This is a genomic window from Streptomyces sp. SM10, assembly GCF_002910915.1.
Taxonomy (GTDB): domain Bacteria; phylum Actinomycetota; class Actinomycetes; order Streptomycetales; family Streptomycetaceae; genus Streptomyces.
On sequence record NZ_NEUF01000130.1, the window covers coordinates 38790 to 63972 of the forward strand.

Sequence of the window (25183 nt, forward strand, 5' to 3'; positions counted from 1 at the left end):
GCTCGGGAGTATTGAGGGCACCGACGGGTCGCCGCAAGGGTGCGTTTTCGGCCGCGTCCGCGCACCGCGGGACCGGCCCCCGGCAGCGCTGGGGCTGCTGGGGCCGGTGTGCTGTTCGGGCCTCGTCCCGGTGGGAATCAGCCGTCGATGCGGTTCCGCTCCCCCGCCGGGACGGCCACCGTGAGGGTGTTCCCGGGGGGAGGGAAGGGACAGATGAAGTGGTCGGCGAAGGCACACGGCGGCAGCAGCGTGCGGTTGAGGTCGACGCGGACCCTGCCGTCGCCGTCGGGAGCCGGGGGCCGCAGGAAGCGGAAACGGTAACTGCTGTCCCCGCTGGTGGCGTCGGCGAAGACGGCCCAGAGCGAACCGTCCGGCTCGATCGCCACCTGGAGCGTGTGCTCGGTCCCGTCCACGGTGAAGGCGATCTCGCCGGAGAGCCCCAGTCCGCGCTCGCGTCCGTCGGCGTTGCCCACGCGGACGGTCCGGTCGGAGCCGTACGGGCGGAAGGTTCCGTCCAGCGCCCACCGGGGGTCGTACGGGGTGGCGTCGATGGTCCGGAAGGAGTGACGGGCCGGGGACTGCGGGTCGAAGTCCCGTACCGCCCAGAGGCCTTCCCGGCTCAGCACGACCAGCCTGCGCTCGCCCTGGGCCACCCGGGAGGCGTCGATGGGGCCCCGGTCGGCGCCGAGGCGGATCTCCCCCGTGAACGGCGTCGCGTCGACGCTCAGCCCGTCCTCGGGGGAGGCGGTGAGCAGCACCTCGTCGCCCTCCGCCCGCCACAGCCCGGGGACGGCCGGAATTCGGCCCTCCGGATGATCGGCGAGCCAGTGGGTGCCGGTGAGGGAGAGCGGGCCGTGCGGCGCCGCCACGGCGACGATGCGCGCCTCGTGCCAGCGCTGCCAGGCGTGGAACTCCTCGCTGTCCTGCTGTGCGTCCGTGCTCATGCGGTCAACCTTTCCACACCGGCCCGGCCGGGCCGGTGTGCGGCCTCGGCGTGGAGCCGGTGTGTTCGGAGCGGAGGACTCCGCGTTCCTCGAGCGCCGGGAGAGAGTGAGGCCGCCGGGTGCGGCTGCCCGACTGCCGTCAGCAGTCGCACCCGCAGTCGCAGCCGTCGCAGCAGCTGCAGCAGTTCCCGCAGCAGTCGCACCCCTCGCAGCAACCCTCGCACCAGTCGCCGCAGTCGCACTTGTGGCAGAGCCCTTCGCGCTCCTGCCCGCTCCAGGGGTCGTGGAAGCTGCCGGCACAGCACATCTGGCACGTGCAGGCGAGCCCGGCCCAGACCAGGCATCCGGCGATGAGGCCGCGCCGGTTGCGCGGCGGTTCGGGAGGGAGCGGCGGGCCGGAGGGGCCCCCGGGCGTCGGCGCGTACGGGTTGCCGGGCGGTGGGCCGAAGCTCCCCGACGGCTGCCCGGCTCCCTGGTGCGAGCAGGACGACGCCCCGAAGGCGCGGTCCACGGACCGCCGCAGTTCGTGTACGAGGAGCACGTGCGCCAGCGCGCCGTCGGTGAACTCCGCGTCGCGCATCGCGAGGCGTACGCCGTGCAGGGCGTCGTCGCAGAGGCGGCGGGCCTCGCCGAGCGGTGTGCCGGTCGCGGTGAGCGGGTTCCAGGCACCCGACGCAGCGTCAGCCTCGCGGTCCTCCACGGCATCCAGCAGATGGGCGAGCCGGCCGAAGAGGCGTCCGGCCTCGGCGAGGGGCCCGGCGTTCTCCGGCCTGCCCGCCAGGACGGCGGTGTGCGCGAAGGCGGCGGCCGTCGCCGTCTCGGTGGGCTCGGTGACGGTCAGCAGCGGGGTCCCCGGCCCGGCGAGGGACTCGATGCCGGTCTGCCTGTCGACGGCGTCGACCAGGACCGCGGTGTCGAAGCCGAGCTCGGCCCCGGTGCGCGCCCCGGCCCTGTCCCAGCCGGCGGCGACCCGGCGTGCGGCGGCGGCCACCGGGCGCCGCTTCAACAGCCCGTCCCGGTCCGCCACATGGTCGCGCACCTTCGCGGACGCCAGCACGAGGGACACGGCGGCGGCGAGCCTGGCCCCCTCGCCCCGGGCGACCGGCGCGGTCCGCATCGAGCGCAGCGGGCAGGGGCCGGCGGTGCGGCGCTGCCCGGCGGAGCGCTCCGCCTGAGCCTCCGTCAGGACCGAGACGATGAGCCCGTCGTAGTTGGTCACGACCCGGGCGAACTGCCCGTGGTCCGCGCGAAGGGCGAGACAGAGGCCGCAGAGATGGGCCATCCACTCCGCCTTGAGCCCCTCGGACAGCCGATGGGTACAGGGCCTCACAATTCCGAACACGACGATCCCCCGGGAGTCGTTCACCTGACGAGCCGCGCTCGTGCATCCGCGCGGCGTGCATCGTATCGAGCGATCCGTTCACCCGTACGCCCCCCGGATCACCCGTACGGAGGGGAGAATCATATTTTCGTTCCGCAAGCCCCCTTATACGGTAGGTACCCTGACGAATCGCCACATGTTCTGCACCAGTAGCGTCACGAATCGCCTGCGCGGCGGCTATCCCCTTGGCGCTGTATCCGCATCATGGACGACCATGGGGATAGGAATGAGATGCGGAACACCAACGAACCGCGGTGAGAGGAGGCGTCCATGGGATCGGTGCGCAAGGCGAGTGCCTGGCTGGGCCTCGTGGAGGACAACGACGAGCGGTACTACGACGACGAGTACTCCGAGGATGCTGAGACCGGCACGCATCAGCCCTGGGTGACCGACCCCCGGGTGCAGGTCGCATCCGAGAAGGCCGAGGACAAGGGCCGGCGGATCGCCACCGTCACCCCGGACAGCTTCCGGGACGCACGCGGCATCGGCGAGCTCTTCCGGGACGGTGTCCCGGTGATCGTCAACCTCACCGCCATGGATCCCACCGACGCCAAGCGCGTCGTGGACTTCGCCGCGGGACTGACCTTCGGACTGCGGGGTTCCATCGAGCGCGTGGCCACCAGAGTGTTCCTGCTGACGCCCGCTCACACCCAGGTGGTCAACGGCGAAGCCGTCGGCCGGCCGGCCGACGGCTTCTTCAACCAGAGCTGAGCGGGGCGCTCCCCGGAACGTCCTACCGGAAAGCGTCCAGGCCGGTGAGCGCCTTGCCCAGCACCAGCTGATGCATCTCCACGGTGCCCTCGTAGGTGAGCACCGACTCCAGGTTCGTCGCGTGCCGCATCACCGGGTACTCCAGCGAGATCCCGTTGGCGCCCAGGATCGTGCGCGAGGTGCGGCAGATCTCGATCGCCTCCCGCACGTTGTTGAGCTTTCCGAAGCTGACCTGCTCCGGGCGGATCCTGCCCGCGTCCATCCGACGGCCCAGGTGGTGGGCGAGCAGAATGCCCTTGTGGAGTTCCAGGGCCATGTCCGCGAGCTTGGCCTGGGTGAGCTGGAACCCTCCGATCGGCCTGCCGAACTGCTCGCGTGACCTCGAGTACTCCAGCGCGGACTCGAAGCTCGCACGTGCGGCGCCCATGGCCCCCCAGACGATGCCGTAGCGGGCGTGGCTGAGACAGCTGAGCGGACCGCGCAGCCCGGTGGCGCCGGGCAGGACGGCGTCGGCGGGCAGCCGGACGCCGTCCAGGACCAGCTCGCTGGTGACCGAGGCGCGCAGCGACCACTTGTGCCGGATCTCGGGCGCGGAGAATCCGGGGCTGTCCGTCGGCACGACGAAACCGCGGATCCCCGCCCCTGCGGCCGCATCGTCGGTCTGCGCCCAGACGACGGCGACCCCGGCGACCGATCCGTTGGTGATCCACATCTTGCGGCCGGTGAGGACCCAGTCGTCCCCGTCCCGCCGGGCGTACGTCCGCATCCCGGCGGGGTCCGACCCGTGGTCCGGCTCGGTGAGGCCGAAGCAGCCGATGATCTCGCCGGCCGCCATGCCGGGCAGCCAGCGCTGCTTCTGCTCCTCGGATCCGAAGCGGTGGACGGCGTACATGGCGAGGGAGCCCTGGACGGAGACCAGGGAGCGGATCCCGGAGTCGGCGGCCTCCAGCTCCAGGCAGGCCAGGCCGTACTGGACGGCGCTCGCCCCCGCGCAGCCGTACCCCTGCAGGGACATGCCCAGGGCGCCGAGCGAGCCCAGCTCGCGGGCCAGCTCCCGGATGCCGGGGAGCTCGCCGCTCTCGTACCACTCGGCGACGTACGGGAGGACCCGGTCGGCGGCCCAGGTGCGCACGGTGTCGCGGATCGCGAGGTCCTCGGGGTCGAGGAGGTCGTCGATGCCGAGGGGGTCACCCGGATCGAACGGCGGAACCCGCATCGGCTTCGACGGCTTCGCGGACTCGGTGGTGGACATGGGTGCCTCCGGCGGCTCGCACGGTACGGAAACGCGCCACGGTACTAAAACTAGCAGCGGTAGTTACGGCGCCGTGCCGACGTTACGGCTCAGCGTGCGGCCCGTCCAGAGCCGGTGGCCTCGGCGGGGGTGCGACGGGCGGGAAGAGGGGCCCGGTGTCCGGGGGCCTCCGGATGACCTGGCCGGCGACGGGGCGCCGACCCGGCGGCGTCGGCGTCAGGCCCCGCGCCCTGCTCCGGCACGGCGGCCGCCTGCTCACGGCAGGGGGCCTTGACCGCAGGGCAGTCCATGACGCGCGGCAGGCGCAGCGCCGCCAGCGCGCCGAGCAGCAGCAGCCCCGCACTGACCAGCAGGGTGATGTGCAGACCGTCGACGAAGGCGTGCCGGGCCGTGTTCCGCAGCAGATCGCCCATGGGTCCACCCAGCCGGCCCGCGACCTGGTAGGCCTCGCCCAGGGAGTGCGCCGCCGCCGACCCCGCCGAGGCGGGCACCCCCTCCTCGTGGAGCCGCGAGAGCCCGGGGGCGTAGGCCGCGTTCATGACACTGCCGAGCAGGGCGATCCCCATGCCGGCACCCAGCTGGTACGAGGTCTCGCCGATCGCGGCGGCGCCGCCCGCCCGCTCGGCGGGGACCTCGCTCAGCATCGATTCGTACGCCCCGAAGAGGGTGGACTGGAGCCCGAAGCCCAGCAGCACGAAGCCGGCGGTGAGGAGCGCGGGGCGGTCGTGCTGGCCCATCAGGGTCAGCAGGAGCACGGAGGCCGCCGTGAGCACGAAGCCCCAGGCGACCATCCGGCGCGGACCGATTCGGCCGAGGGTGTGGGAACCGGTGGCCCCGGCGGCCATCGCGGCGAAGGTCAGCGGGAGCAGCCGCAGGCCGGTCTCCAGCGGGCTCAGTTCCAGGACCAGCTGGAGGTACTGGACCGCGATGAGCTCCAGGCCGACCAGGGCCAGCATGGCCAGCACGATGCAGCCGACGGCGGTGGAGAAGGCGGGCCGGGAGAACATCGCGATGTCGATCAGTGGGTGCGTACGGCGCTTCTGCCTGCGCACGAAGAGGGCGACCAGGGCCGCACCGGCGAGCAGCGGAACGAGCGTGGCGGGGTCGAGCAGGCCTTCGCCGCCGCCGATCCGCTTGATCCCGAGGACGGCCCCGAGCACACCGGCCGCGGCCATCAGCGCGCCGAGCACGTCCCAGGGGCCGTCGCTCTCGCCGCGGGACTCGGGCAGCAGCCAGCGCCCGACCGGGAGGATCAGCGCCATCAGCGGAATGTTGATCAGGAAGACGGAGCCCCACCAGTAGTGCTCCACGAGGAAGCCGCCGATGACCGGACCGGTCGCGGCGCCGACCGCGGCGACCGCGGTCCAGATGCCGACGGCCATGGCCCGTTCACGGCGGTCGGGGAAGACCTGGCGGAGTATCGACAGGGTGGCCGGCATGATCATGGCGCCGCCGACACCGAGCAGCGCACGCGCGGCGATCAGCACACCGGGCGAGCCGGCCGTCGCGGCGAGGGCGGAGGCGACCCCGAAGAGGGCGTAGCCGAACAGGAGGACGCGTCGTCTGCCGATCCGGTCACCGAGCGTGCCGAAGAGGATCAGCAGCGAGGCGCAGACCAGTGGATAGGCGTCCACGATCCAGAGCAGGCCGACGGCGCTGGGCCGCAGGTCCTCGGTGACGGCGGGAACGGCGACGTGCAGCACGGTCGCGTCGAGCGCGACGAGCAGCAGGCTGAGGCAGAGGACGACCAGGACGACCCAGCGGTTGGCACCGTCGGCTGCTGCGCGCAGCCTGCTCACGGCCGTGGACGTCCCCGTCATGTACGTACCTCCCACAATGAGTCCCTCGCGCTCGGCAGACCTGCTGGGGATCCGGCTCTCGGTGCCCCTCGGGCCCGGCATCGACGGGCGAGTGAGCCGTCAGCGTACGCGAGTTCCAGGTGGTCACGCGTGGTGCAGCTCATACGTTCACGGGCCACCAGGTGTGGCGTACACCACTCCACCTCCTGCACGCGGGGTGACGGCCGGACCGCCCCGCCGGTACGCCGGCGCCTCGCTCCGCACCGGCCGGCCCCTCCCCCGAACGGCCCAACGCTCGCCCGGAGCGATCGGACCGCGCCCCTTTCGTCGACGCTCAAACATTTCTACGAATAAGGGCCGGAATGAATAGCCGACGGGTCGAAAACATTCGCCGGCCACCCCGGAATGGATACCTGTCTGAGACAAAGTCCACATCACATCGTCATCACAAAGACGCGGGATCGGCCGGATCACACACTCACTCGCTGTAACGTCCATTGCGTGCGTACCGACATCTTCGCCCGTCTGGACCGGGAGCCGGAACCGCCGAAGATAGAGACCCCGCGGATGAGCCGTCACCGCATCGCTCTCTTCGGCGGGACTTTGGCGTTCTACCTCGCCATCGTCGTTGCCGTACTCGTCTCGTCCTGGCTGGTGACCCTCGACTGGAAGGTCATGCTGTTCCGGCCCTATCAGCAGTGGCCCGGACTCCATGCCTTCCTCGACTACTACGTCGTGCTGGGCCAGCGTGGCCCCACGGCCGTGATGATCGCTTCCTGGCTCGGCTGGCGCTCCTGGCGCCAGCACACGCTGCGGCCCCTGCTCACACTGGGCACCTCCCTGCTGCTGCTCAACGTGTCGGTGGGCGCGGTCAAGTACGGCCTGGGGCGGCTGGGCCCGCACTACGCCACCCAGATCGGCTCGGCCGAGCTCTTCGCCGGCGGCGATATATTTCCTTCGGGACACACCGCCAACGCCGTGGTGACCTGGGGAATCCTGGCCTACCTGGCCACCACCCCGCGGGCCAGGCGCTACCTCTCGGCCCTCTCCGCCTTCGTCTCCCTGGGCGTGGGCCTCACCACCGTCTACATCGGCACCCACTGGCTCAGCGATGTCCTCCTGGGCTGGGCGGCCGGTCTGCTGATCCTGCTGGCCCTGCCCTGGTTCGAGCCGCTGATCACGCGTGCCGAGGCCGTGATCCTCTCGGTGCGCAAGCAGTGGCGGGCCCGCCGTCGGGTCCGGACCCTCGTTCCGGCCGCTCCCGCGGCGCCGGAGCCGACGGTCCTGCTGCCACAGGCGCTGAGCGGCGGGGCTGCGACGGCCGAGAGCTCCCAGGAGCCCGCCGGCCGGGCGTCGGCACCCGAGACCCCGGCAGCCCCCGGCCACCCCGGCACGGGCGGCCGGGCCAGGGCGCACCAGGCACACCCCGCGCGCTCGGAGCGGACGCCGCTGACACCGTCCGCCTCACGCCGTCCGCCGCACACGGACCGCTCCCCGCGGAGCAGTGCGGGCCCCTCCCGCCCGGTCTCGGGTGGACCTGTCGCCCCCTGACCTGCCGTTCCTGCCTGCGAGGCCGCACGTCGCCCCTCCCGTGCACGACGAAAGGCCCCGACTCCGGTCGGGGCCTTTCGTCTGTCGGGAGCCGGCCTCAGCCGACCCAGCAGCGGGTCACGGTCTCGGCCTCCACCTCGAAGTTGATGCGTCCGCCGCGGAACTCCATCGTGATGACGGTGCCGGGTGGAAGGGCCCGGACCGTGCTCCAGCCACGCGCTCTGGCCTGCCGGTCGGCACTCGCCGCGTCGAGGCCGACGTAGGAGTCGGGGGTGTCGTCCGGCTGGGGGGAAGGGGTCGGTACAGGTGCCATACCTCTCACCGTAAGCCGCCCCACGCCCCGGCGGAAGCCGTGGCGGCCACAGGGCCGACGCAGCACTCCGTACCCCCGCTGTCACGCTCGTGTCACAGGATCACCACACCTGTTTACGGTGGGCCACTTCACCCGAACGGGCCGTCGGGCGGTCCCGGACCCACATTGTGCGACCATCCACAAAAAGGCCGCTCCGGGAGATGAATTGCAGGCATCCGGACATCGGTCCGAATCCCCTTTTACCGGCCTGCGGGAAAGGGAATATACGACTGCGCAACCTCGAATTCACCCGCCCTTACGCAAGCCTTACTTTCTCCGCCGCCGACCGGGGCCCCGGGCCGGGAGCTCCCGGCCCGGGGCCCTCATCCGGAATGGAACCGTCCGGGATGCGGCGCCCGGACCCGTGGTCCGGGCGCACCAGCTCAGCCCCGTCCCCCGCGGACCACCTTCGCAGCCTTGTCACGCAGCGCATACGCGCCGTCCAGCACGCTGCCCCTCGAACGGTGGACCGCACCGCGCAGGAGACCTCGCGATCCCTTCCTCCCACCCCGCGCGGCCAGCTCGGCGAAGAGCCTCTCGTGCCTCTCCGCGATCGGCGCAGGATCGAACCGGGCGGCGGAGATCCTCGCGGCACGGCCCATCCGGCGCCGTAGGGCGTCGTCGTCGATCAGACCGAGCAGGGCCTTGACGAAGGCGCCGGTGTCCCCGAGGGGCACCAGCCGCCCGTCCGTGCCGTCGTCGATGATCTCGGCGGGTCCGTGGGGGCAGTCGGTCGCCACCACCGGCACTCCGCAGCGCATCGCCTCCACGATGGTCATGCCGAACGACTCGCGCTCGGAGGTGACGGCGGCGATGGAGCTCTTGGGCCACTCCGCCTCCATGGGGTCGACCGACCCCATCAGGAGGACCCGCTCCCGGAGCCCGAGCTCGTCGACGAGCCCGCGCAGCGGCTGCTGCTCGTCACCCGACGCGTCCCCGGCACCGTAGATCCGCAGCCGCCACTCCGGGCGGACCGCCGCGACCTCCGCGAAGGCCCGGACCAGGACGTCGTACCGTTTGACCCGGTGCAGCCGGCCCGCCGCGACGATCCACTTCGCGTCGCACCCGGCGGGCGGGCCGGCCGGGTCGGGCACGCTGTTCGGGATGGCCTCGATCCGCACGCCGGGCAGCCGCAGCCTGGCGCGGTAGTCCCGGGCGTCGGCCTCGGTGACGGTCGTGACGGCGTCGAGCAGCGCGTACCGGTGGGCTATCTCCCGGCGGAGCCGGTAGCCGTGGCTCTCGAGGGTGAGGTGCTCCTGACCGACCCTCACCGGGCCGCGCCGCGCCTGCCGGCTGATGTGGACGTTGAGTCCGGGGCGTGTGCCGACGACGACATCGGCCTCCAGCCCGCCCAGCCGTGCCGCGATACGGCTGTCGGTGAGTCTGCTGTACTGCCCGTGCCTGGAGTCCCCCCGAGGGAACACCGCTGCCGGCAGGGCGTGTTCGGCGTCCTTCCCCTCGTATCCCGGACTCGACCTGCGCAGGTCGACGAGGTGGCTCATCCGGACACCGGCCGGTGCGCCGAGCTTCGGGTCGTCGCGGTGCCGGAAGACGGAGACGATCTCGACGTCGTGCTGTTCCGCCAAGGTCCTGGCGAGCGTGAAGGTGGTACGGATCGTTCCCCCGATGCCGTACGCGTTGTGGAGCAGAAACAAAATGTGCATTACGTAGTCGTTTCCCCTGTTCGACTGGTCTGCAACGGACCTTACGTGCCGTCAGATGGCGGCACAGCATGCGCACAGGAGTCGCACAAACCCGTGATATTTCGAACGAACGCGCGTGCACAGGAGGGCTTTGTGCGGAATCTTTTCCTCCACTTCGCATGCGCGATCTTCCGGCTCCCCGGACCGCAGGCTCCGGCGCCTAATCTCCCGTATTCACGCGTGACCCCGGCCCCAGGTCTTCCGTTGTCTCTTCATGAGCCGGGAACCACCCGGCCCACGCACCGAGTTCGAGGAGCCACCCGTGCCGCGCATGCTCGACGTCAGCGAGGACGTACGCGCCGAGATCGGCGATGCCGAAGCCGACCGGCTGCTCGTCGGCGACAGTGCCCCAGGCAGTTACGACTGCACCTCGTGCCGCACTCCCGGCGATTCCGACCAGGAGCGCACCAGCACGGTGCTCTTCGTGGGCGACGAGACCGCCGTGCTGGCCTTCGCCCACGCGACCTGCATCCCCTCGCAGGTCGTCCAGGTCGCGGAGGACCAGCTCCAGGGCGCCGTGCGGTCCATCACCGGCAGCGAGCCACAGAATCCGGAGGGCCTCATGCCCGAACAGGCCGTCCTCGGCATCACCAGCGGCCTCGTCCTCATCGAGGACGACCTCCGCCCGGCCCTGGTCGTCGAACCGACGGGCCCGATCGCCCGGCCCGGGACGGACGGCAGCGGCGGTGACCAGTTCCTCCAGCTGCTGCTGGAGCAGGGCTTCCTGCCCACTCCCCATCTGAACCGGCTGCCCGGTGTCCTGCCCGGCTGGTCCGTGCTCCTCGCCATGGGCCAGCTGCACGCCGTGCTGCAGCCCGGCGCCGGCGGCGGCAGCCCCGTCGCGTGGTGGCAGGCCCACCAGCCGCTCCAGGTCACCGAGGGATGGCGGACCGCGGCGAACAAGGCGCAGAGCGTGCTGGTCTTCGCCGCACCCGCGGGGTCCATCGGTCAGCAGCCGCGCGAGGACCTGCTCCGTGACGCGCTGGACAAGGCCGCCGTCAACGGCCTCCTGGTCGCCGCGACGATGCCGCTGGCCGGGACCTGAGCGTGTCCGTGTCGCGCTCCCCCGCCCGCCGAACAGCGATTTCTCCGTCCGGCCCGCATCCGACGGGCGGTGAGGTCGTTGGCACCTACGTGCACTCATACGACCCTCCTCGCCAGCAGCAGACCCCGATTCCGGCCATGCGCCCGTCGCAGGACCCCTCGGGCGGCAAGTCCCCCACCCCGATCTACGACGCCCTGTACACCGAGTACAGGCGATCGTTCCGGGCGCTTCCCGGGGATCGCACGGGTGAGGAGAATCTCGGCTTCAGAACGTTCGGCATCGGAATGTTCGGCAGCCGTGCACCGCTGAGCGGCCGTACGGCCGCGAACGCCCAGGGAAGCCACAGCGCCGGCGGTGGCAACCCCGGTTCCTGGCAGCGGGTGGGACGCCACGCGGGACACGCCCGGCCCGCGGCACTGCCGCCCGGGTCCACGGAAGCCTGACGTACACGGGCGCCCGACGTATACGGCGAAGCCCCGGACCCCGCGCTCTGCGGGGTCCGGGGCTTCGCCGTGAGGCTGTCTACTTCTTGCGGCCGCGCTTCTCGCGGACCCGCACCGAGATGTGCAGGGGCGTGCCCTCGAAGCCGAACTCCTCACGCAGCCGGCGTTCGACGAAGCGGCGGTAGCCGTGCTCCAGGAAGCCGGACGAGAAGAGCACGAACCGCGGCGGCTTGGTGCCCGCCTGGGTGCCGAAGAGGATGCGGGGCTGCTTGCCGCCGCGCACCGGGTGCGGGTGGGAGGCGACGATCTCGCCGAGGAAGGCGTTGAGCCTGCCGGTGGGTACGCGGGTCTCCCAGCCCTCGATCGCGGTCTCGATCGCGGGGACCAGCTTCTCCATGTGCCGGCCGGTGACGGCCGAGACGTTGACGCGGGGGGCCCAGGCGACCTGTGCGAGCTCGGTCTCGATCTCGCGCTCGAGGTAGTAGCGGCGCTCCTCGTCGAGGGTGTCCCACTTGTTGAAGGCGAGGACGATCGCGCGGCCCGCCTCCACGGCCATCGTGACGATCCGCTGGTCCTGCACGCTGATGGACTCGCTCGAGTCGATCAGGATGACGGCGACCTCAGCCTTCTCCACGGCGGCCGCGGTGCGCAGCGAGGCGTAGTAGTCCGCGCCTTCCTGGAGGTGCACCTTGCGGCGGATACCGGCGGTGTCGATGAACTTCCAGGTGATGCCGCCGAGCTCGATCAGCTCGTCGACCGGGTCGCGGGTGGTGCCGGCGAGCGAGTTGACGACGACGCGGTCCTCGTTGGCCACCTTGTTGAGGAGCGAGGACTTGCCGACGTTCGGGCGGCCGATGAGCGCGATCCGGCGGGGGCCGCCGAGCGCGGCCCCGAAGGACTGGGCCGGGGCCTCGGGCAGGGCCTCCAGGACGGCGTCCAGCATGTCGCCGGTGCCTCGGCCGTGCAGGGAGGAGACCGGGTGCGGCTCGCCGAGGCCCAGCGACCAGAGCGCGGTGGCGTCGGCCTCGCCGCTCTGTCCGTCGACCTTGTTGGCGCACAGGACGACGGGCTTGCCGGCGCGGCGCAGCAGCTTGACGACGGCCTCGTCGGTGTCGGTGGCGCCGACGGTGGCGTCGACCACGAAGACGACCGCGTCGGCCGTCTCGATGGCGTACTCGGCCTGGGCGGCGACGGAGGCGTCGAGGCCCAGCACGTCCTGCTCCCAGCCGCCGGTGTCGATGACCTTGAAGCGGCGGCCGGCCCACTCGGCCTCGTAGCTGACGCGGTCACGGGTGACGCCGGGCTTGTCCTGGACGACTGCCTCGCGGCGGCCGATGATCCGGTTCACCAGGGTCGACTTGCCGACATTGGGGCGGCCGACGACGGCGAGCGCGGGAAGGGGGCCGTGACCGGCCTCACCGATCGCACCCTCGACGTCCTCGGGGTCGAACCCCTCCTGCGCGGCGAGCTCCATGAACTCCGCGTACTCGGCATCGCCAAGTGCTCCGTGCTCGTGGTCCGAGCCGCCGGAGTGAATCTGGTCGTTCATGAAGTCCGTTCCTCTTTGCATCATCATCGATGGGCCACGATCGCGCGGCCCACTACTCAAGTCTTAACAGGGCGCCCGGTGAGACGCCTGGCGTTTTCCAGGTGCGCGGTCAGCTCCCCCTGGATCCGCAGCGTGGCCTCGTCCAGCGCCTTCCTCGTGCGCCGCCCGCTGCCGTCACCGGCCTGGAAGGCGTCGCCGAAGACGACGTCGACCCGGCTGCGCAGCGGAGGCAGTGCCCCTGTCAACCGTCCGCGGCGCTCGGTGCTTCCCAGCACCGCGACGGGGACGATCGGCGCCCCGCCGCGCACCGCGAAGTAGGCGAGCCCCGCGCGCAGGGAGGCGAAGTCGCCCTCGCCCCTGGTGCCCTCGGGGAAGATCCCGAGGACGCCGCCGTCGTCCAGCACGCCGAGTGCCTGCGTGATGGCGGTGCGGTCGACGGTCGTGCGGTCCACCTTGAGCTGCCCGATTCCGCGCAGGAACGGGTCGAGGGGGCCGACGAACGCCTCCTTCTTGATGAGGAAGTGGACGGGCCGGGGCGCGGTGCCCATCAGCATCGGTCCGTCGAGATTGTGCGCGTGGTTCACCGCGAGTATGACGGGTCCCGCGGTGGGGACCCGCCACGCGCCGAGCACACGCGGCCTGAACAGCCCGTACATGAGCCCGATGCCGATGCCGCGCCCGACGGCCGCTCCGCGCTGTGTCGGCGCGGCGGTGGCTTCGGTCACTTCGCGGCCTGCTTCTCCCCGACGAGGGTGACGACGCACTCGATGACCTGCGCGAGGGTCAGCTCGGTGGTGTCCACCTCGACGGCGTCGCCGGCCTTGGCCAGTGGGGAGGTCTTCCGGCCGGAGTCGGCCGCGTCCCGCTTGACCAGCGCTTCCCGGGTGGCGGCGAGGTCGGAACCCTTGAGCTCACCGCTGCGGCGGGCGGCGCGCGCCTCCGGGGAGGCGGTCAGGAAGATCTTGATGTCGGCGTCGGGCAGCACGGTGGTGCCGATGTCACGCCCCTCGACGACGATGCCCCGCTCGGCCTCCGCGGCGATCGAGCGCTGGAGCTCGGTGATCAGGGCGCGCACCTCGGGTACGGCGCTGACGGCGCTGACCTGGGAGGTGACCTCAGGAGTACGGATCGGGCCCGCGGCGTCCTCGCCGTCGACGGTGATCGTCGGGGCGGACGGGTCCGTGCCGGAGACGATGACCGGCTTGGCGGCGGCCATGGCGATCTCGGCCGGGTTCCGCACGTCGATACCGTTGTTCAGCATCCACCACGTGATCGCCCGGTACTGGGCGCCGGTGTCCAGGTAGCTCAGACCGAGCTGGGCGGCGACGGCCTTGGAGGTGCTCGACTTGCCGGTGCCGGAGGGCCCGTCGATGGCGACGATCACTGTGGCCGGGGCGGTCCGGGCGGCAGCGCTTACGGTTTCCACGGTGGTGGACACCTTCCTGGTACACGGGGAGCGGGCGGAGCGGGGCAGGACAGACTGGAGCGCCCTCCCCCAAGGTTACCGAGTGCCGGAAGCGCCTTTGCACCCCTGCCTCCCTGCCCCTGTCCCGGAGGGCCCTCAGGGGCGGATCGACCAGCCGCGCTCACTGAGGGCCGTGCTCAGCGCAGGGGCGGCGCTCGGCTCCACCATCAGTTGGACCAGCCCGGCCTGCTGGCCGGTGGCGTGCTCGATGCGGACGTCCTCGATGTTGACGCCGGCCTTTCCCGCGTCGGCGAAGATCGCGGCCAGCTCGCCCGGCCGGTCGCTGATGAGCACGGCGACGACCTCGTACGACGCCGGGGCGGCCCCGTGCTTGCCGGGGACCCTGACGCGGCCCGCGTTGCCGCGGCGCAGGACGTCCTCGATGCCTTCGGTGCCCGTGCGGCGCTCCTCCTCGTCGGCGGACTGCAGACCGCGCAGCGCCCGGACCGTCTCGTCCAGGTCGGCGGCGACACCGGCCAGGACGTCGGCGACCGGGCCGGGGTTGGCGGAGAGGATCTCCACCCACATCCGGGGGTCGGAGGCCGCGATGCGGGTCACGTCCCTGATCCCCTGACCGCACAGCCGCACGGCGGTCTCGTCGGCCTCCTCCAGCCGGGCGGCGACCATGGAGGAGATCAGCTGCGGGGTGTGGGAGACGAGCGCGACGGCGCGGTCGTGGGCGTCGGCGTCCATGACGACCGGGACGGCGCGGCAGAGTGCGACCAGTTCCAGCGCGAGGTTGAGGACCTCGGTGTCGGTCTCACGGGTCGGTGTGAGGACCCAGGGGCGGCCCTCGAAGAGGTCGGCGGTGGCCGCGAGGGGACCGGAGCGCTCCTTGCCCGCCATGGGGTGCGTGCCGATGTAGGGCGTGAGGTCGACGCCGAGCGCCTCCAGTTCGCGGCGTGGACCGCCCTTGACGCTGGCGACGTCGAGGTAGGCGCGGGCGATCCCGTCGTGCATGGCCGTGGCGAGCACGGACGCGGTGTGGGCGGGCGGTACGGCGACGACCGCCAGGTCGACGCGCCCCTCGGGCGCCTCGTCCGTACCGGCGCCGAGCGCGGCGGCGGTGCGCGCCGAGGAGGCGTCGCGGTCGACCAGGTGCACCTGGATGCCGCGTCCCGCGAGGGCGAGGGCGGCGGAGGTGCCGACCAGGCCCGTTCCGATGACGAGGGCTGTTCTCACTGGGCGATGTCCTTGCGGAGGGAGCCGGTGGCGCCGAGGTAGACGTGGCTGATCTCCGCCTTGGAGAGATACGTCTCCACGTGGGCGAGTATGCGGACGACGCGGGGCATGGCCCCGGTGATGTCCAGCTCCTGTGCGCAGATCAGCGGTACGTCGACGATGCCGAGTCCACGGGCGGCGGCTGCGGGGAAGTCGCTGTGGAGGTCGGGGGTGGCGGTGAACCACACGCTGATCAGGTCGTCGGCGACGATCTGGTTGCGCTCCAGGACCTCGGTGAGGAGTTCGCTCACCCGCTCGTCCATGTGACCGGCTTCGTCCCGGTCCAGCTGGACGGCTCCACGGACTGCTCGTACCGCCACGTCGTACCCCTCGTCGCTTCGTGCTGTGTGCCCTTTCAGCCTAGAGGGGCGGGGGGCGGCCCGGTCACCGTGCTCTGTCCGTGAGACGCGGTGGCGGGGGCGCCGCTCCGTGGCGCACCCGGTCGGGCGCATCCACCGCCGTGTCGTGGGGCCGGGACGCCGGGCGGGGTGACGATGCCTGTCATCAGCCCCTGCATCGATCACCCTGCGAGGAGAAGCATGAAGGCACGGCGAAGGACGGTCCTGACGGCGGGAGCGGCGGCACTGGTGACCGGCTGCGGCTCGTCCGGGGACGGGGACGGGACCGAGGAGAGCTCCCCGGCCGTCTCCGGGGACGTGAGCTCCCCGACCGCCCCGGGGGGCGAGGAGCTGACGAGGACCGCCGACATCCCGGTGGGCGGCGGGAGGATCTTCAAGGACCGCAAGGTGGTGGTGACCCAGCCGGCCGCCGGGGAGTTCAAGGCGTTCTCCGCGGTGTGCACCCACGCGGGCTGTATCGTCGCCGCGGTCGCCGACGGCACCATCGACTGTGCCTGCCACGGGAGCAGGTTCAGCATCGGGGACGGGACCGTCGAGCAGGGACCGGCCACGCGCGCGCTGCCCGCCGAACGGATCACGGTCGAGGGCGAGGGCATCCGGCTCGGGCAGGGCGCGTAGCCTCGCGCGCATGATCACCCCTGACGACGAACGGCTGGTGCGGGAGCACACGGTCTACGCGTGTGTGACGGGCTCGCGCGCCTTCGGGCTCGCCACCGACGACAGCGACACGGACCGGCGCGGGGTGTTCCTCGCGCCGACTCCGCTCTTCTGGGGCTTCACGAAGCCGCCCTCCCACGTCGAGGGGCCGGCCGACGAGCAGTTCTCCTGGGAGCTGGAGCGCTTCTGCGAGCTGGCGCTGCGGGCCAACCCCAATGTGCTGGAGTGCCTGCACTCGCCGGTCGTGGAGCGGATCGATGCCACGGGCGAGGAGCTCATCGGACTGCGGGACGCCTTCCTGTCCCGGCAGGCCCACGGGACGTTCGTACGCTACGCGCTGGGCCAGCGCCGGAAGCTGGAGGCCGATGTCCGGGTGCACGGCGCTCCGCGCTGGAAGCACGCCATGCACCTGCTACGGCTGCTGGCGTCCTGCCGGGACCTGCTGCGGACCGGCGAGCTGCGGATCGGGGTCGGTGACGCGCGTGAGGAGCTGCTGGCGGTGAAGCGGGGCGAGGTCCCGTGGTCCGAGGTGGAACGCCGGATGACCCGGCTGGCGCAGGAGAACGACGAGGCCGTCTCCCGCTCCCCGCTGCCGCCCGGGCCGGACCTGGAACGTGTGGAGGCGTTCCTGGTCCGGACCCGGCGGGCGTCGGCGGCGACCGGGTGACTCAGGCGTGGTCCGCCGGGCGGCGGGCCACCCAGAGCTGACGGGTGGAACTGACGACCAGGTCGTCGCGGTGGCGCACGTCGGCGGGGCCGCCGTCGAGCAGGGTGGCGAGCGCGTCGAGGTCCACGGGGTCGGCACGGCCGTCGAGGGCGCCCCGGATGCGGCCGAGCACGAGGTGAGCGTAGTCGCCGACGCCGTCGGGCAGCGGGGCCCGCAGCTCCATCGCCTCGGTGCGCTCCTGCTCGACGGCGAGCCCCGCCTCGGTCAGCAGGGTGCCCCAGTCGGCGCCCAGGTGCGGCACCTGCTCGGCGTGGAGCGCGCCGAGCGCCTCACGGCAGCGGGTCTCCAGGCCGGGGCGGCCGGCGACGGCGTCCTCGGGAAGGAAGCGCGGCATCCCGTCCATCTCCGCGACGGCCAGCAGCCCGCCGGGGCGCAGCGCGGTGCGGACACCGGCGAGGGCTGCGGCCGGGTCGTCCACGTGGTGCAGCGAGGCCGAGGCCCACACGAGGTCGGCGTCCTCGATGTCGCCGAGCCCGGCGCCGGCGTCCGTCTCCAGCGTTCGCACCCGGTCCTGAAGGCCCTTCGCGCGGGCCCTCCCGACGAGCAGCGCGAGCATGGAGCCAGAGCTGTCGACGGCGGTCACCCGGGCCTGGGGAAAGCGCTCCAGCAGGGCGAAGGTGCCGGCTCCGGTACCCGCGCCGAGGTCGACGACGTGGGTGACGGCGTCTTCGGCGAGTTCTTCGATCCGGGCGGTGACCCCGGTGAGGTACGGGGCGAAGATCGCGGCGTCGAGGTCGAGCACCGCGACGAGGGTGTCGTCGTCCTGGGGTGTGTGCGCGTGCCCGTGCCCGCCTCCGTGAGCGCGGTGGTGGGCGGCGCCGTGCTGCTCAGGGCCCTGGGCGTGGGAAGTGGAGCGTGTCATGGGACCGAGCCTACGAAGACTTGCGCGCAACGCATACCCTCTTGCTCATGACGCAAGAAGGAAGTGATCTCGACGGCCTCGTACGCAAAAGGGTCCGGGCCCTGCGGGCCGCGCACGGCTGGTCGCTCGACGACCTCGCCTCCCGCTGTCACCTCAGCGCCTCCACACTCAGCCGTATCGAGACGGGCCACCGCAGGATCGCTCTCGACCAGCTGACCGTGATCGCCCGGGCCCTGGGCTCCTCGCTCGACCAGCTCGTCGAGGCCGCGGAGGACGACGTCGTCACCAACCCCACGCACCATCCGGCTCACGGCCTGACCCAGTGGGCGGTGCGCGGTGAGCCGGGCGTCACGGTGGCCCGTATACGGCTGACCGTGCCTCCGCCCGAAGGGCCCTCGGCCCTGAAGGCGCATCCCGGCCGCGAGTGGTTCACGGTGCTGTCCGGCACGGTGGTGCTGCTGCTCGGCGAGCGGCGGCTCCGGGTCGAGGAGGGACAGGCGGCGGAGTTCACGACGATGCTCCCGCACGCGCTGGGCGCCGTCGGCGGCCCGGCCGAGATCCTCGGCATCTTCGACCGGGACGGCCGCCGCTCCCACCTGCGCGAGCGCGACTGAGGGAACGCGGCGCGGCCTGTGTCTGCCTCGCCCTGACCACGAAGTGGTCTCCCGCGAGGGGAAGCCGTACAGGTGGGCGCCCGAGGCCCGTCGCGAACAGGAGCGGGGAGGGCTCCCCGGCGAGTGCCGGAGTCAGGGCGGTGACCGGCGGTCAGGCCCCTCGCAGGAGTGTCGTGTCGATGTGTCAAGCGTCCCAGAGCGCGGCCAGGGAGAGCAGGTCGCTGCGGTACTCGATCCGTTCCGACCACTCCTTGGGCCAGGCCCCCGCTCCCAGGTGCGCTCCGGCCAGCGCGCCCGTGAGGCAGCCGAGGGAGTCGGAGTCGCCCCGTGTGCAGGCGGCCCGGCGCAGCGCGGTGACCGGTTCCTCGGGGAAGAGCAGGAAGCAGTGGAGGGACGTCGCGAGCGCCTCCTCGGCGACCCAGCCGTCGCCGGTGGACTCGCAGGGGTCGGTCTCGGGGGACGGGGTCCGCAGGGCGTCCTGGACCCGGGCGAGGGCGGTGAGGCACTCGTCCCAGCCGCGCCTGATGTACGCCTCGGGCGAGGCGTCGCCCGCGTGGCGCCAGAGGTCGCCGAGCCAGCGCGCCGGGTAGCGGTCGGCGTTCTCGTAGGCGTAACTGCGCAACTGGCCGACCAGACCCATCGGTTCGGCACCCTGGGCCAGCAGGAACACCGCGCGCGCCATCAGGTCGGAGGAGGCCAGCGCGGTGGGGTGACCGTGGGTCAGCGCGGCCTGGAGCTGGGCGGCGCCGGACCGCTGCTCCTCGCTGAGACCTGGTACGAGGCCGACGGGTGCGACCCGCATGTTGGCTCCGCAGCCCTTGGAGCCGGTCTGGCTGGCCTCCTGCCAGGGCCTCTCGCCCTCCAGCACGCGGCAGGCGGTCATGCAGGTACGGCCGGGCGCACGGTTGTTGTCCGGGGAGCGGTACCAGCGGACGAACTCCTCGCGGACCGGACCGACCAGGCGCTCCGGGGTGAGCAGACCCCGGTCCATGGCGGTGCGTATGCCGCGGCCCAGCGCGAGCGTCATCTGGGTGTCGTCGGTGACGAACGCGGGCTTCGGCAGCCGCATCTCCCGCCAGGGCCCGCACTTGGCGAGGATCGCGGGGACGTTGTCGAACTCGGTGGGGAAGCCCAGTGCGTCACCGAGCGCGAGCCCGGTCAGCGCGCCCGTGGCCGCCTGCTTGGTGAGAATCCGTGTCGGGATCATGGTGTCCGTCCTTCAGGGCGTCCTTCCGGGCGCAGCAGTGGAGGGTGCAGGGCGGTAGCGGCACCCGCCCGGTAGAGGGCGGCGGGTTTTCCCCGTCCGCCGGTGCGGCGCGGCGGGCCGTCCACGGCCTGGACGAAGCCGGGCGTGGTGAGGACCTTGCGCCGGAAGTTGGGCCGGTCGAGCGCGACGCCCCAGACGGTCTCGTAGACCTGCTGGAGCTCGCCGAGGGTGAACTCTGCGGGGCAGAACGTGGTGGCCAGGCAGGAGTACTCGAGCCTGGCGCCGATCCGGTCGTGCGCGTCCGTCAGGATGCGGTCGTGGTCGAAGGCGAGCGGCCCGGTGCCGTCCGCCTCCCACCACTGCGCGTGTGCCGCGTCCCCACCGCCCCGCGGTTCGGGGAGGTCGGGCACGAGCGCGGCGTACGCGACGGAGACGACCCGCATCCTGGGGTCGCGGTCCGGGTCGCTGTAGGTGCGCAGTTGTTCGAGGTGGAAGGAGCACACGGACTTCTTCGTGAGACCGGTCTCCTCGGCGAGTTCGCGGCGGGCCGCCTCCTCGGCGGACTCCCGGGGGAGGACGAATCCGCCGGGCAGCGCCCACCGGCCCTTGTAGGGGGCCTGGCCGCGTTCCACGAGCAGTACGTGGAGCCGCGCTTCACGGACGGTGAAGACGGCGAGGTCGACGGTGACGGCGAAGGGGACGAAGGCGTGGGGGTCGTAGCCCTCGGGGGCGGTGCTCATCGGTGCTCCGGCAGGGGTGCGGTGAAGTGCCAGCCGGCGTCGAGGAGGCCGTCCACGGCGGCGACGGCCGCGGCGAGACGCTCACCGGGGTCTCCGGTGATCTCGATGAACCGCCTTCCGGTGCGGGTGAGTTCGGCGCGGAAGCGGTCCGTCATCCAGGGCCGCAGCTCCTCGCCGTCGCGCAGTCCGTCGTCCTCGAAGGCGACTCCCTCGTGATCGGTGAGCAGCCAGAGGTGGTGGGCGACCCGGTCGGCGCTCTGCTCGACGAGCGGGTTGCGGCCGCCGATGTACCGCTCGTGCCAGACCGTGGTGGCGAAGGAGTCGGTGTCGCAGAAGAGCACCGGGGACCCCGCCCGCGCGGCGGCCTCCTCCCGGGCGTTCTGGGTCTCGGCGATGAGGGGGAAGTCGTCGGTGGTGAAGGTGACGTCCTCCCACTGGGCTCCCGGCCACCGGCCGCGCAGCGCGGCGAGCTTGGCCTCGCTGAACTCCCGCCCGTACTCCGCGACGTAGCCGGTGCGGGCCCATACGCCGCCGCGCCGGCGGTAGTGGGCCGCCAGGGCGCGGGCCAGCGTCGTGGTGCCGGTGGACTCGGCGCCGAGGACGACGATCCGGCGGGCGAGCGCGGCGCGTACGGGCGGCTCCAGGTAGTCCCAGCAGCCGGCCGGGTCGGCGCGGACCGCCGTACCCGAGACGGGGAACAGGGTGCGCCCGGGGTCGACGAGGACGGATTCGGCGCCGAAGCGGCGGGCCAGCTCCTCACCGTACGACTCGGAGGTGAAGACGGCGTCGACCTGTTCGGGCACCGCGGCGGTGAAGACCTCCATGTGCGCGTCCCAGACCGCCGCGTCGTTCAGGTCCATGTGCGTGTCGTCGACCGCGCCGACCACCCGCACGTCGGGGTGGGCCTCCCGCATCCAGGCGACGCGGTCGGCGAGGGACACGGATTCGACGGAGGCGGCGCAGACCAGGACGGTGAGCCGCTCGCAGCGGTCCCGCGCGGTGCGCACGAGGTGGTGGTGGCCGGCGTGCGGCGGGTAGAACTTGCCGAGGACGAGACCGTGCCCGTGGCGCTTCATGCCGGCACCGCCGCGTCCTCGCGCCGGTGGGCGGTCAGGTCCCTGTTCCAGTTGCGCAGCCCGACGAGGCAGAGCGTCAGGAATCCGACGTAGAGCAGGGAGGTCAGATAGAGCTCCTTGTACGCGTAGAGCGGGATGTAGACGATGTCGGCGGCGATCCACAGCCACCACGACTCCACGCGCTTGCGGCACTGCCCGTACGTCGCCATGAGGGACAGCGAGGTCGTCAGGGCGTCCCAGAACGGCACGGTCGAGTCCGTGGCGCGGGACAGCAGCAGGGTGAGGCCGAGCGTGCCCGCCGCCCCCGCCGCGAGCAGCCAGGTCCATTCGGCGCGGGTGGTGCTCCGCACCGGCAGGACGGTGTCACCTGGTCCACCCCCGTGGGTCCAGGTCCACCAGCCGTACGCGGCGAGGGAGATGAAGACGATCTGCAGGCCGGCGTCGGCGTACAGACCGGACTGGGCGAACAGCAGGATGAAGAACAGGTTGTTGGCGATGCCGATCGGCCAGTTGGCGAGGTGCTGGCGGGCCACGAGCCAGACGCACAGCGCACCGCTGCCGAAGTCCAGCACCTCGGTCCAGCTGACCGGGGTGTCCAGGACCGTCACCAGGGGCTGTTGCAGGGGGCCGAGTATGTCCGCGAGCGTCACCGCGCCGCCTCCTTCTTTAATGGTCACTCTGACTATAAAGAAGAAACGGCGGCGGCAAAAGGCCCGCGGCCGGTTCCTGTTCGAAAGTACGAACGAGGAACCGGCCGCGGGCCGTTCGGGGTCGGGCGGTGGATTACAGACCGACCTCGCGCATCAGCATGCCGACCTCGGTGTTGGTCAGGCGGCGCAGCCAGCCCGACTTCTGGTCGCCCAGCGGGATCGGCCCGAAGGACGTGCGCACCAGGCGCTCGACCGGGAAGCCGGCCTCGGCCAGCATCCGGCGGACGATGTGCTTGCGGCCCTCGTGGAGCGTGACCTCGACCAGGTAGTTCTTGCCGGTGTTCTCGACGACCCGGAAGTGGTCGGCGCGGGCGTACCCGTCCTCCAGCTGGATGCCGTCCTTGAGCTGCTTGCCGAGGTCGCGAGGGAGCGGACCCTGGATGGCGGCCAGGTAGGTCTTCTTCACGCCGTACTTGGGGTGCGTCAGACGGTGGGCCAGCTCACCGTGGTTGGTGAGCAGGATGATGCCCTCGGTCTCGGTGTCGAGCCGCCCGACGTGGAACAGCCGCGTCTCACGGTTGGTGACGTAGTCACCGAGGTTCTGGCGGCCGTCCGGGTCCCCCATGGTGGAGACGACACCGGCGGGCTTGTTCAGCGCGAAGAAGAGGTACGACTGGGTCGCGACGGTCAGGCCGTCGACCTTGATCTCGTCCTTCTGCGGGTCGACGCGCTTGCCCTGCTCCAGGACGATCTCGCCGTTGACCTCGACCCTGGCCTGCTCGATCAGCTCCTCGCACGCACGGCGGGAGCCCATGCCGGCGCGGGCGAGGATCTTCTGCAGACGCTCGCCCTCCTGCTCGGCGCCCGGGTGCGTCTTCGGCGTCCTGATCTCGGGCTTCTCCGCGTAACGGTCGCGGTTGCGCTGCTCGATCTTGGCGTCGAGCTCACGCGGACGGGACGGGGCGCCCACGCGCCGTCCGCCCTTGCTCACGTTCTGTGGGGACTTGGGACCCCCCTTGGCCCCGCCGCGGGCCGCGTCACCGCGACCCTTGCGGGTGCCGCCGTCGCCGCCCGGCTTGTCGTTGCCGACGTCGTAGCGGCGCTCCTCGGGGCGGGGCCGGCGGGGGCGCTGCTCCTTCTTGTCGTCGTCGCGCCCGGAGCCGGAGACCCGCGGGTTCGGGTTGCTGTTCCTGCCGGTGCCGGTGTTGTTCCTGTTGCCGCTCCAGCCGCCACCGCTCCGGCCGCCGCCACTGCTGCCACCGCTCCGGCCGCCGCCGCCCTTGCCGCCGCTGCCGCTTCCGCTGTTCCTGCCACTGCTTCGCATCAAAAATCCGTCTTGTCGTGTGCGTGAGTATCCGGGGTGTCCGGTGCGTCCGGATCGAACGACGGCACACCCTCTAGCGTCTCAGCCTCGATCGCGTCCGCCTCCGGGAGGAAGGGCGCGAGCTCCGGGAGCTCGTCCAGGCCTCGCAGGCCCATGCGCTCCAGAAAGTAGTTCGTCGTCCTGTACAGGATCGCACCTGTTTCGGGTTCCGCGCCCGCCTCCCCGACGAGACCCCTCTGGAGCAGGGTCCGCATGACGCCGTCGCAGTTCACTCCGCGTACCGCCGAGACCCTCGACCGGCTCACCGGCTGACGGTACGCGACGACCGCGAGCGTCTCCAGCGCCGCCTGGGTGAGCCGGGCGTGCTGGCCGTCCAGGACGAAGCCCTCGACGGCCTCCGCGTACTCCGGCCGGGTGTAGAAGCGCCAGCCCCCGGCGACGAGCCTCAGGTCGAATCCGCGGCGCTGGACGGTGTACTCGTCGGCCAGCTCCCGCAGGGCGTCCGCGACGGCCCTGCGGGGCCGCTGGAGGACCTGGGCGAGGTGTGCCTCGGTGGCGGGCTCGTCGACGACCATGAGGACCGCCTCCAGGGCGGGCTTGAGGTCGAGCCCGGCGACCGTGTTGTCGCGCTCGTCGTCGTCCGTGCTCATGCCTCTGCGCCCTCCTGCGGCTCGCGCGTCTCCTGGTCGAACTCGTCCGTGACCACCGGTTCCGCCCCCTCGCCCCCGGCCCAGCGCACCAGGAGCTCGCCGAGCGCCTCCTCCTGGTCCAGTGCGACCGCCTTCTCCCGGTAGAGCTCCAGGAGCGCCAGGAAGCGGGCGACGACGGTGAGGGTGTCCTCCGCGTCCTCGGTGAGCACCCGGAAGCTGATCTCCCCCTCCGCGCGCAGTCGCGCCACCACGATCTCCGCCTGCTCGCGCACGCTGACCAGCGGCGCGTGGATGTGATCGACGTAGACCTGCGGCTTCGGCTTCGGCTGCATCGCCTTCACGGCGAGCCGGGCGAAACCCTCGGGGCCGATGCTGATCACGACCTCGGGCAGCAGCGCGGCGTGCTGGGGCTCGAGCCCGACGGTACGGGGTTGGCGGCGGGACTCGGAGTCCAGCCGGTCGCTGAAGATCTCCGCGATCCGCTTGTACGCGCGGTACTGCAGCAGCCGCGCGAAGAGCAGGTCGCGCGCCTCCAGGAGGGCGAGGTCCGCCTCGTCCTCCACCTCGGCCGTGGGCAGGAGCCGGGCCGCCTTCAGGTCGAGCAGGGTCGCGGCCACGACGAGGAACTCGGTGGTCTGGTCGAGGTCCCAGTCCGGCCCCATGGCGCGGATGTGCGCCATGAACTCGTCGGTCACCTTCGACAGCGCGACCTCGGTCACATCGAGCTTGTGCTTGGAGATCAGCTGGAGGAGGAGGTCGAAGGGACCCTCGAAATTGACCAGCCGCACGGTGAACCGCCGGTCGTCCCCGGCCTCGGAGGCCGCCGCCTCACGGGGCTCGGCCGGTTCCGCGGGAGGGGCGGCGGCGCCCGGAACGCGCGGAGGGCTCCCGACGGGGCCGG

The 25183-nt window shown here is 72.0% G+C and carries 26 protein-coding genes; 7 read left to right on the forward strand and 19 right to left on the reverse strand.

All coding sequences use genetic code 11. From position 1 onward, the window contains the following. Positions 1-137: 137 nt before the first annotated feature. On the reverse strand, positions 138-944 hold the full coding sequence (locus B9S57_RS20685; RefSeq protein ID WP_103517050.1) for a DUF1684 domain-containing protein: 807 nt from the start codon (positions 942-944) through the stop codon (positions 138-140). A 139-nt stretch (positions 945-1083) separates the two neighbouring features. After that, positions 1084-2286, reverse strand: a complete 1203-nt coding sequence (locus B9S57_RS20690; RefSeq protein ID WP_181011420.1) for a DUF5685 family protein — start codon at positions 2284-2286, stop codon at positions 1084-1086. A 309-nt stretch (positions 2287-2595) separates the two neighbouring features. On the opposite strand from B9S57_RS20690, the gene B9S57_RS20695 reads away from it, so the two are divergent. Continuing rightward, on the forward strand, positions 2596-3036 hold the full coding sequence (locus B9S57_RS20695) for a cell division protein SepF (protein WP_103517051.1): 441 nt from the start codon (positions 2596-2598) through the stop codon (positions 3034-3036). Positions 3037-3058: 22 nt separating this feature from the next. Here B9S57_RS20695 and B9S57_RS20700 read toward each other — a convergent pair whose 3' ends face one another. After that, positions 3059-4288, reverse strand: coding sequence for an acyl-CoA dehydrogenase family protein (locus B9S57_RS20700; protein WP_103517052.1), 1230 nt, complete (start codon positions 4286-4288; stop codon positions 3059-3061). Positions 4289-4377: 89 nt separating this feature from the next. Continuing rightward, positions 4378-6108 carry an MFS transporter gene (locus B9S57_RS20705; protein ID WP_103517053.1) on the reverse strand — a complete coding sequence of 577 codons (1731 nt, stop codon included), beginning with the start codon at positions 6106-6108 and terminating at the stop codon, positions 4378-4380. Positions 6109-6588: 480 nt separating this feature from the next. Between B9S57_RS20705 and B9S57_RS20710 the strand changes: the two genes are divergently transcribed. Then, entirely contained in the window at positions 6589-7638 is a 1050-nt protein-coding gene (locus B9S57_RS20710; protein WP_103517054.1) for a phosphatase PAP2 family protein, read from the forward strand. A gap of 97 nt (positions 7639-7735) precedes the next feature. Here B9S57_RS20710 and B9S57_RS20715 read toward each other — a convergent pair whose 3' ends face one another. Together B9S57_RS20715 and B9S57_RS20720 are read right to left on the reverse strand one after the other, a co-directional pair. Further along, positions 7736-7951, reverse strand: coding sequence for an I78 family peptidase inhibitor (locus B9S57_RS20715; RefSeq protein WP_103517055.1), 216 nt, complete (start codon positions 7949-7951; stop codon positions 7736-7738). 422 nt (positions 7952-8373) lie between these two features. Next, positions 8374-9654, reverse strand: a complete 1281-nt coding sequence (locus B9S57_RS20720; RefSeq protein ID WP_103517056.1) for a glycosyltransferase family 4 protein — start codon at positions 9652-9654, stop codon at positions 8374-8376. Positions 9655-9955: 301 nt separating this feature from the next. Between B9S57_RS20720 and B9S57_RS20725 the strand changes: the two genes are divergently transcribed. Both B9S57_RS20725 and B9S57_RS20730 read left to right on the forward strand, forming a co-directional pair. Then, a complete protein-coding gene (locus B9S57_RS20725) occupies positions 9956-10738 on the forward strand; it encodes a hypothetical protein (RefSeq protein WP_103517057.1) in 783 nt (260 codons plus the stop codon). Between the two features lie 137 nt (positions 10739-10875). Continuing rightward, positions 10876-11181, forward strand: coding sequence for a hypothetical protein (locus tag B9S57_RS20730; protein WP_103517058.1), 306 nt, complete (start codon positions 10876-10878; stop codon positions 11179-11181). A gap of 79 nt (positions 11182-11260) precedes the next feature. Here the strand turns inward: B9S57_RS20730 and der are convergent, their stop codons facing one another. The 5 genes from der to aroH form a co-directional block, all read right to left on the reverse strand. Next, complete coding sequence (gene der, locus B9S57_RS20735) at positions 11261-12730, reverse strand: ribosome biogenesis GTPase Der (RefSeq protein ID WP_103517059.1); 1470 nt, start codon at positions 12728-12730, stop codon at positions 11261-11263. Between the two features lie 56 nt (positions 12731-12786). Beyond that, entirely contained in the window at positions 12787-13455 is a 669-nt protein-coding gene (locus B9S57_RS20740; protein WP_103517060.1) for a 1-acyl-sn-glycerol-3-phosphate acyltransferase, read from the reverse strand. Beyond that, positions 13452-14168, reverse strand: a complete 717-nt coding sequence (cmk, locus tag B9S57_RS20745; protein WP_103517061.1) for a (d)CMP kinase — start codon at positions 14166-14168, stop codon at positions 13452-13454. The genes B9S57_RS20740 and cmk overlap by 4 nt, the downstream gene beginning before the upstream one ends. Positions 14169-14291: 123 nt before the next feature. After that, complete coding sequence (locus B9S57_RS20750) at positions 14292-15377, reverse strand: prephenate dehydrogenase (protein WP_103517062.1); 1086 nt, start codon at positions 15375-15377, stop codon at positions 14292-14294. Continuing rightward, positions 15374-15736: a chorismate mutase gene (gene aroH, locus B9S57_RS20755; protein WP_103517063.1), complete on the reverse strand. Its 363-nt coding sequence runs from the start codon at positions 15734-15736 to the stop codon at positions 15374-15376. Before aroH ends, B9S57_RS20750 begins: the two co-directional genes overlap by 4 nt. Positions 15737-15955: 219 nt before the next feature. On the opposite strand from aroH, the gene B9S57_RS20760 reads away from it, so the two are divergent. Both B9S57_RS20760 and B9S57_RS20765 read left to right on the forward strand, forming a co-directional pair. After that, positions 15956-16393: a Rieske (2Fe-2S) protein gene (locus B9S57_RS20760; protein ID WP_103517064.1), complete on the forward strand. Its 438-nt coding sequence runs from the start codon at positions 15956-15958 to the stop codon at positions 16391-16393. 10 nt (positions 16394-16403) lie between these two features. Then, on the forward strand, positions 16404-17099 hold the full coding sequence (locus B9S57_RS20765; RefSeq protein WP_103517065.1) for a DNA polymerase beta superfamily protein: 696 nt from the start codon (positions 16404-16406) through the stop codon (positions 17097-17099). A 1-nt stretch (position 17100) separates the two neighbouring features. Here the strand turns inward: B9S57_RS20765 and B9S57_RS20770 are convergent, their stop codons facing one another. Continuing rightward, positions 17101-18021 carry a trans-aconitate 2-methyltransferase gene (locus B9S57_RS20770; RefSeq protein WP_103517066.1) on the reverse strand — a complete coding sequence of 307 codons (921 nt, stop codon included), beginning with the start codon at positions 18019-18021 and terminating at the stop codon, positions 17101-17103. A gap of 47 nt (positions 18022-18068) precedes the next feature. Here B9S57_RS20770 and B9S57_RS20775 point away from each other — a divergent pair, with 47 nt between their 5' ends. Next, a complete protein-coding gene (locus B9S57_RS20775) occupies positions 18069-18635 on the forward strand; it encodes a helix-turn-helix domain-containing protein (protein ID WP_103517067.1) in 567 nt (188 codons plus the stop codon). 184 nt (positions 18636-18819) lie between these two features. On the opposite strand, the gene B9S57_RS20780 is transcribed toward B9S57_RS20775, so the two are convergent. The 7 genes from B9S57_RS20780 to B9S57_RS20810 form a co-directional block, all read right to left on the reverse strand. Further along, a complete protein-coding gene (locus tag B9S57_RS20780; protein ID WP_103517068.1) occupies positions 18820-19842 on the reverse strand; it encodes an ADP-ribosylglycohydrolase family protein in 1023 nt (340 codons plus the stop codon). Continuing rightward, positions 19839-20582: an NUDIX domain-containing protein gene (locus B9S57_RS20785; RefSeq protein ID WP_103517069.1), complete on the reverse strand. Its 744-nt coding sequence runs from the start codon at positions 20580-20582 to the stop codon at positions 19839-19841. The genes B9S57_RS20780 and B9S57_RS20785 overlap by 4 nt, the downstream gene beginning before the upstream one ends. Continuing rightward, positions 20579-21658 (reverse strand): AAA family ATPase, encoded by a 1080-nt coding sequence (locus B9S57_RS20790; RefSeq protein WP_103517070.1) that lies wholly within the window; start codon positions 21656-21658, stop codon positions 20579-20581. The genes B9S57_RS20785 and B9S57_RS20790 overlap by 4 nt, the downstream gene beginning before the upstream one ends. Further along, complete coding sequence (pnuC, locus tag B9S57_RS20795) at positions 21655-22308, reverse strand: nicotinamide riboside transporter PnuC (RefSeq protein ID WP_103517071.1); 654 nt, start codon at positions 22306-22308, stop codon at positions 21655-21657. The genes B9S57_RS20790 and pnuC overlap by 4 nt, the downstream gene beginning before the upstream one ends. Positions 22309-22441: 133 nt before the next feature. Then, positions 22442-23632, reverse strand: coding sequence for a pseudouridine synthase (locus tag B9S57_RS20800; RefSeq protein ID WP_103517072.1), 1191 nt, complete (start codon positions 23630-23632; stop codon positions 22442-22444). Then, positions 23632-24282: an SMC-Scp complex subunit ScpB gene (scpB, locus tag B9S57_RS20805; protein ID WP_103517073.1), complete on the reverse strand. Its 651-nt coding sequence runs from the start codon at positions 24280-24282 to the stop codon at positions 23632-23634. The genes B9S57_RS20800 and scpB overlap by 1 nt, the downstream gene beginning before the upstream one ends. After that, positions 24279-25183: ScpA family protein (locus tag B9S57_RS20810; RefSeq protein ID WP_258036481.1), on the reverse strand; the 905-nt coding region annotated here is incomplete at its 5' end. The genes B9S57_RS20810 and scpB, both read right to left, overlap by 4 nt.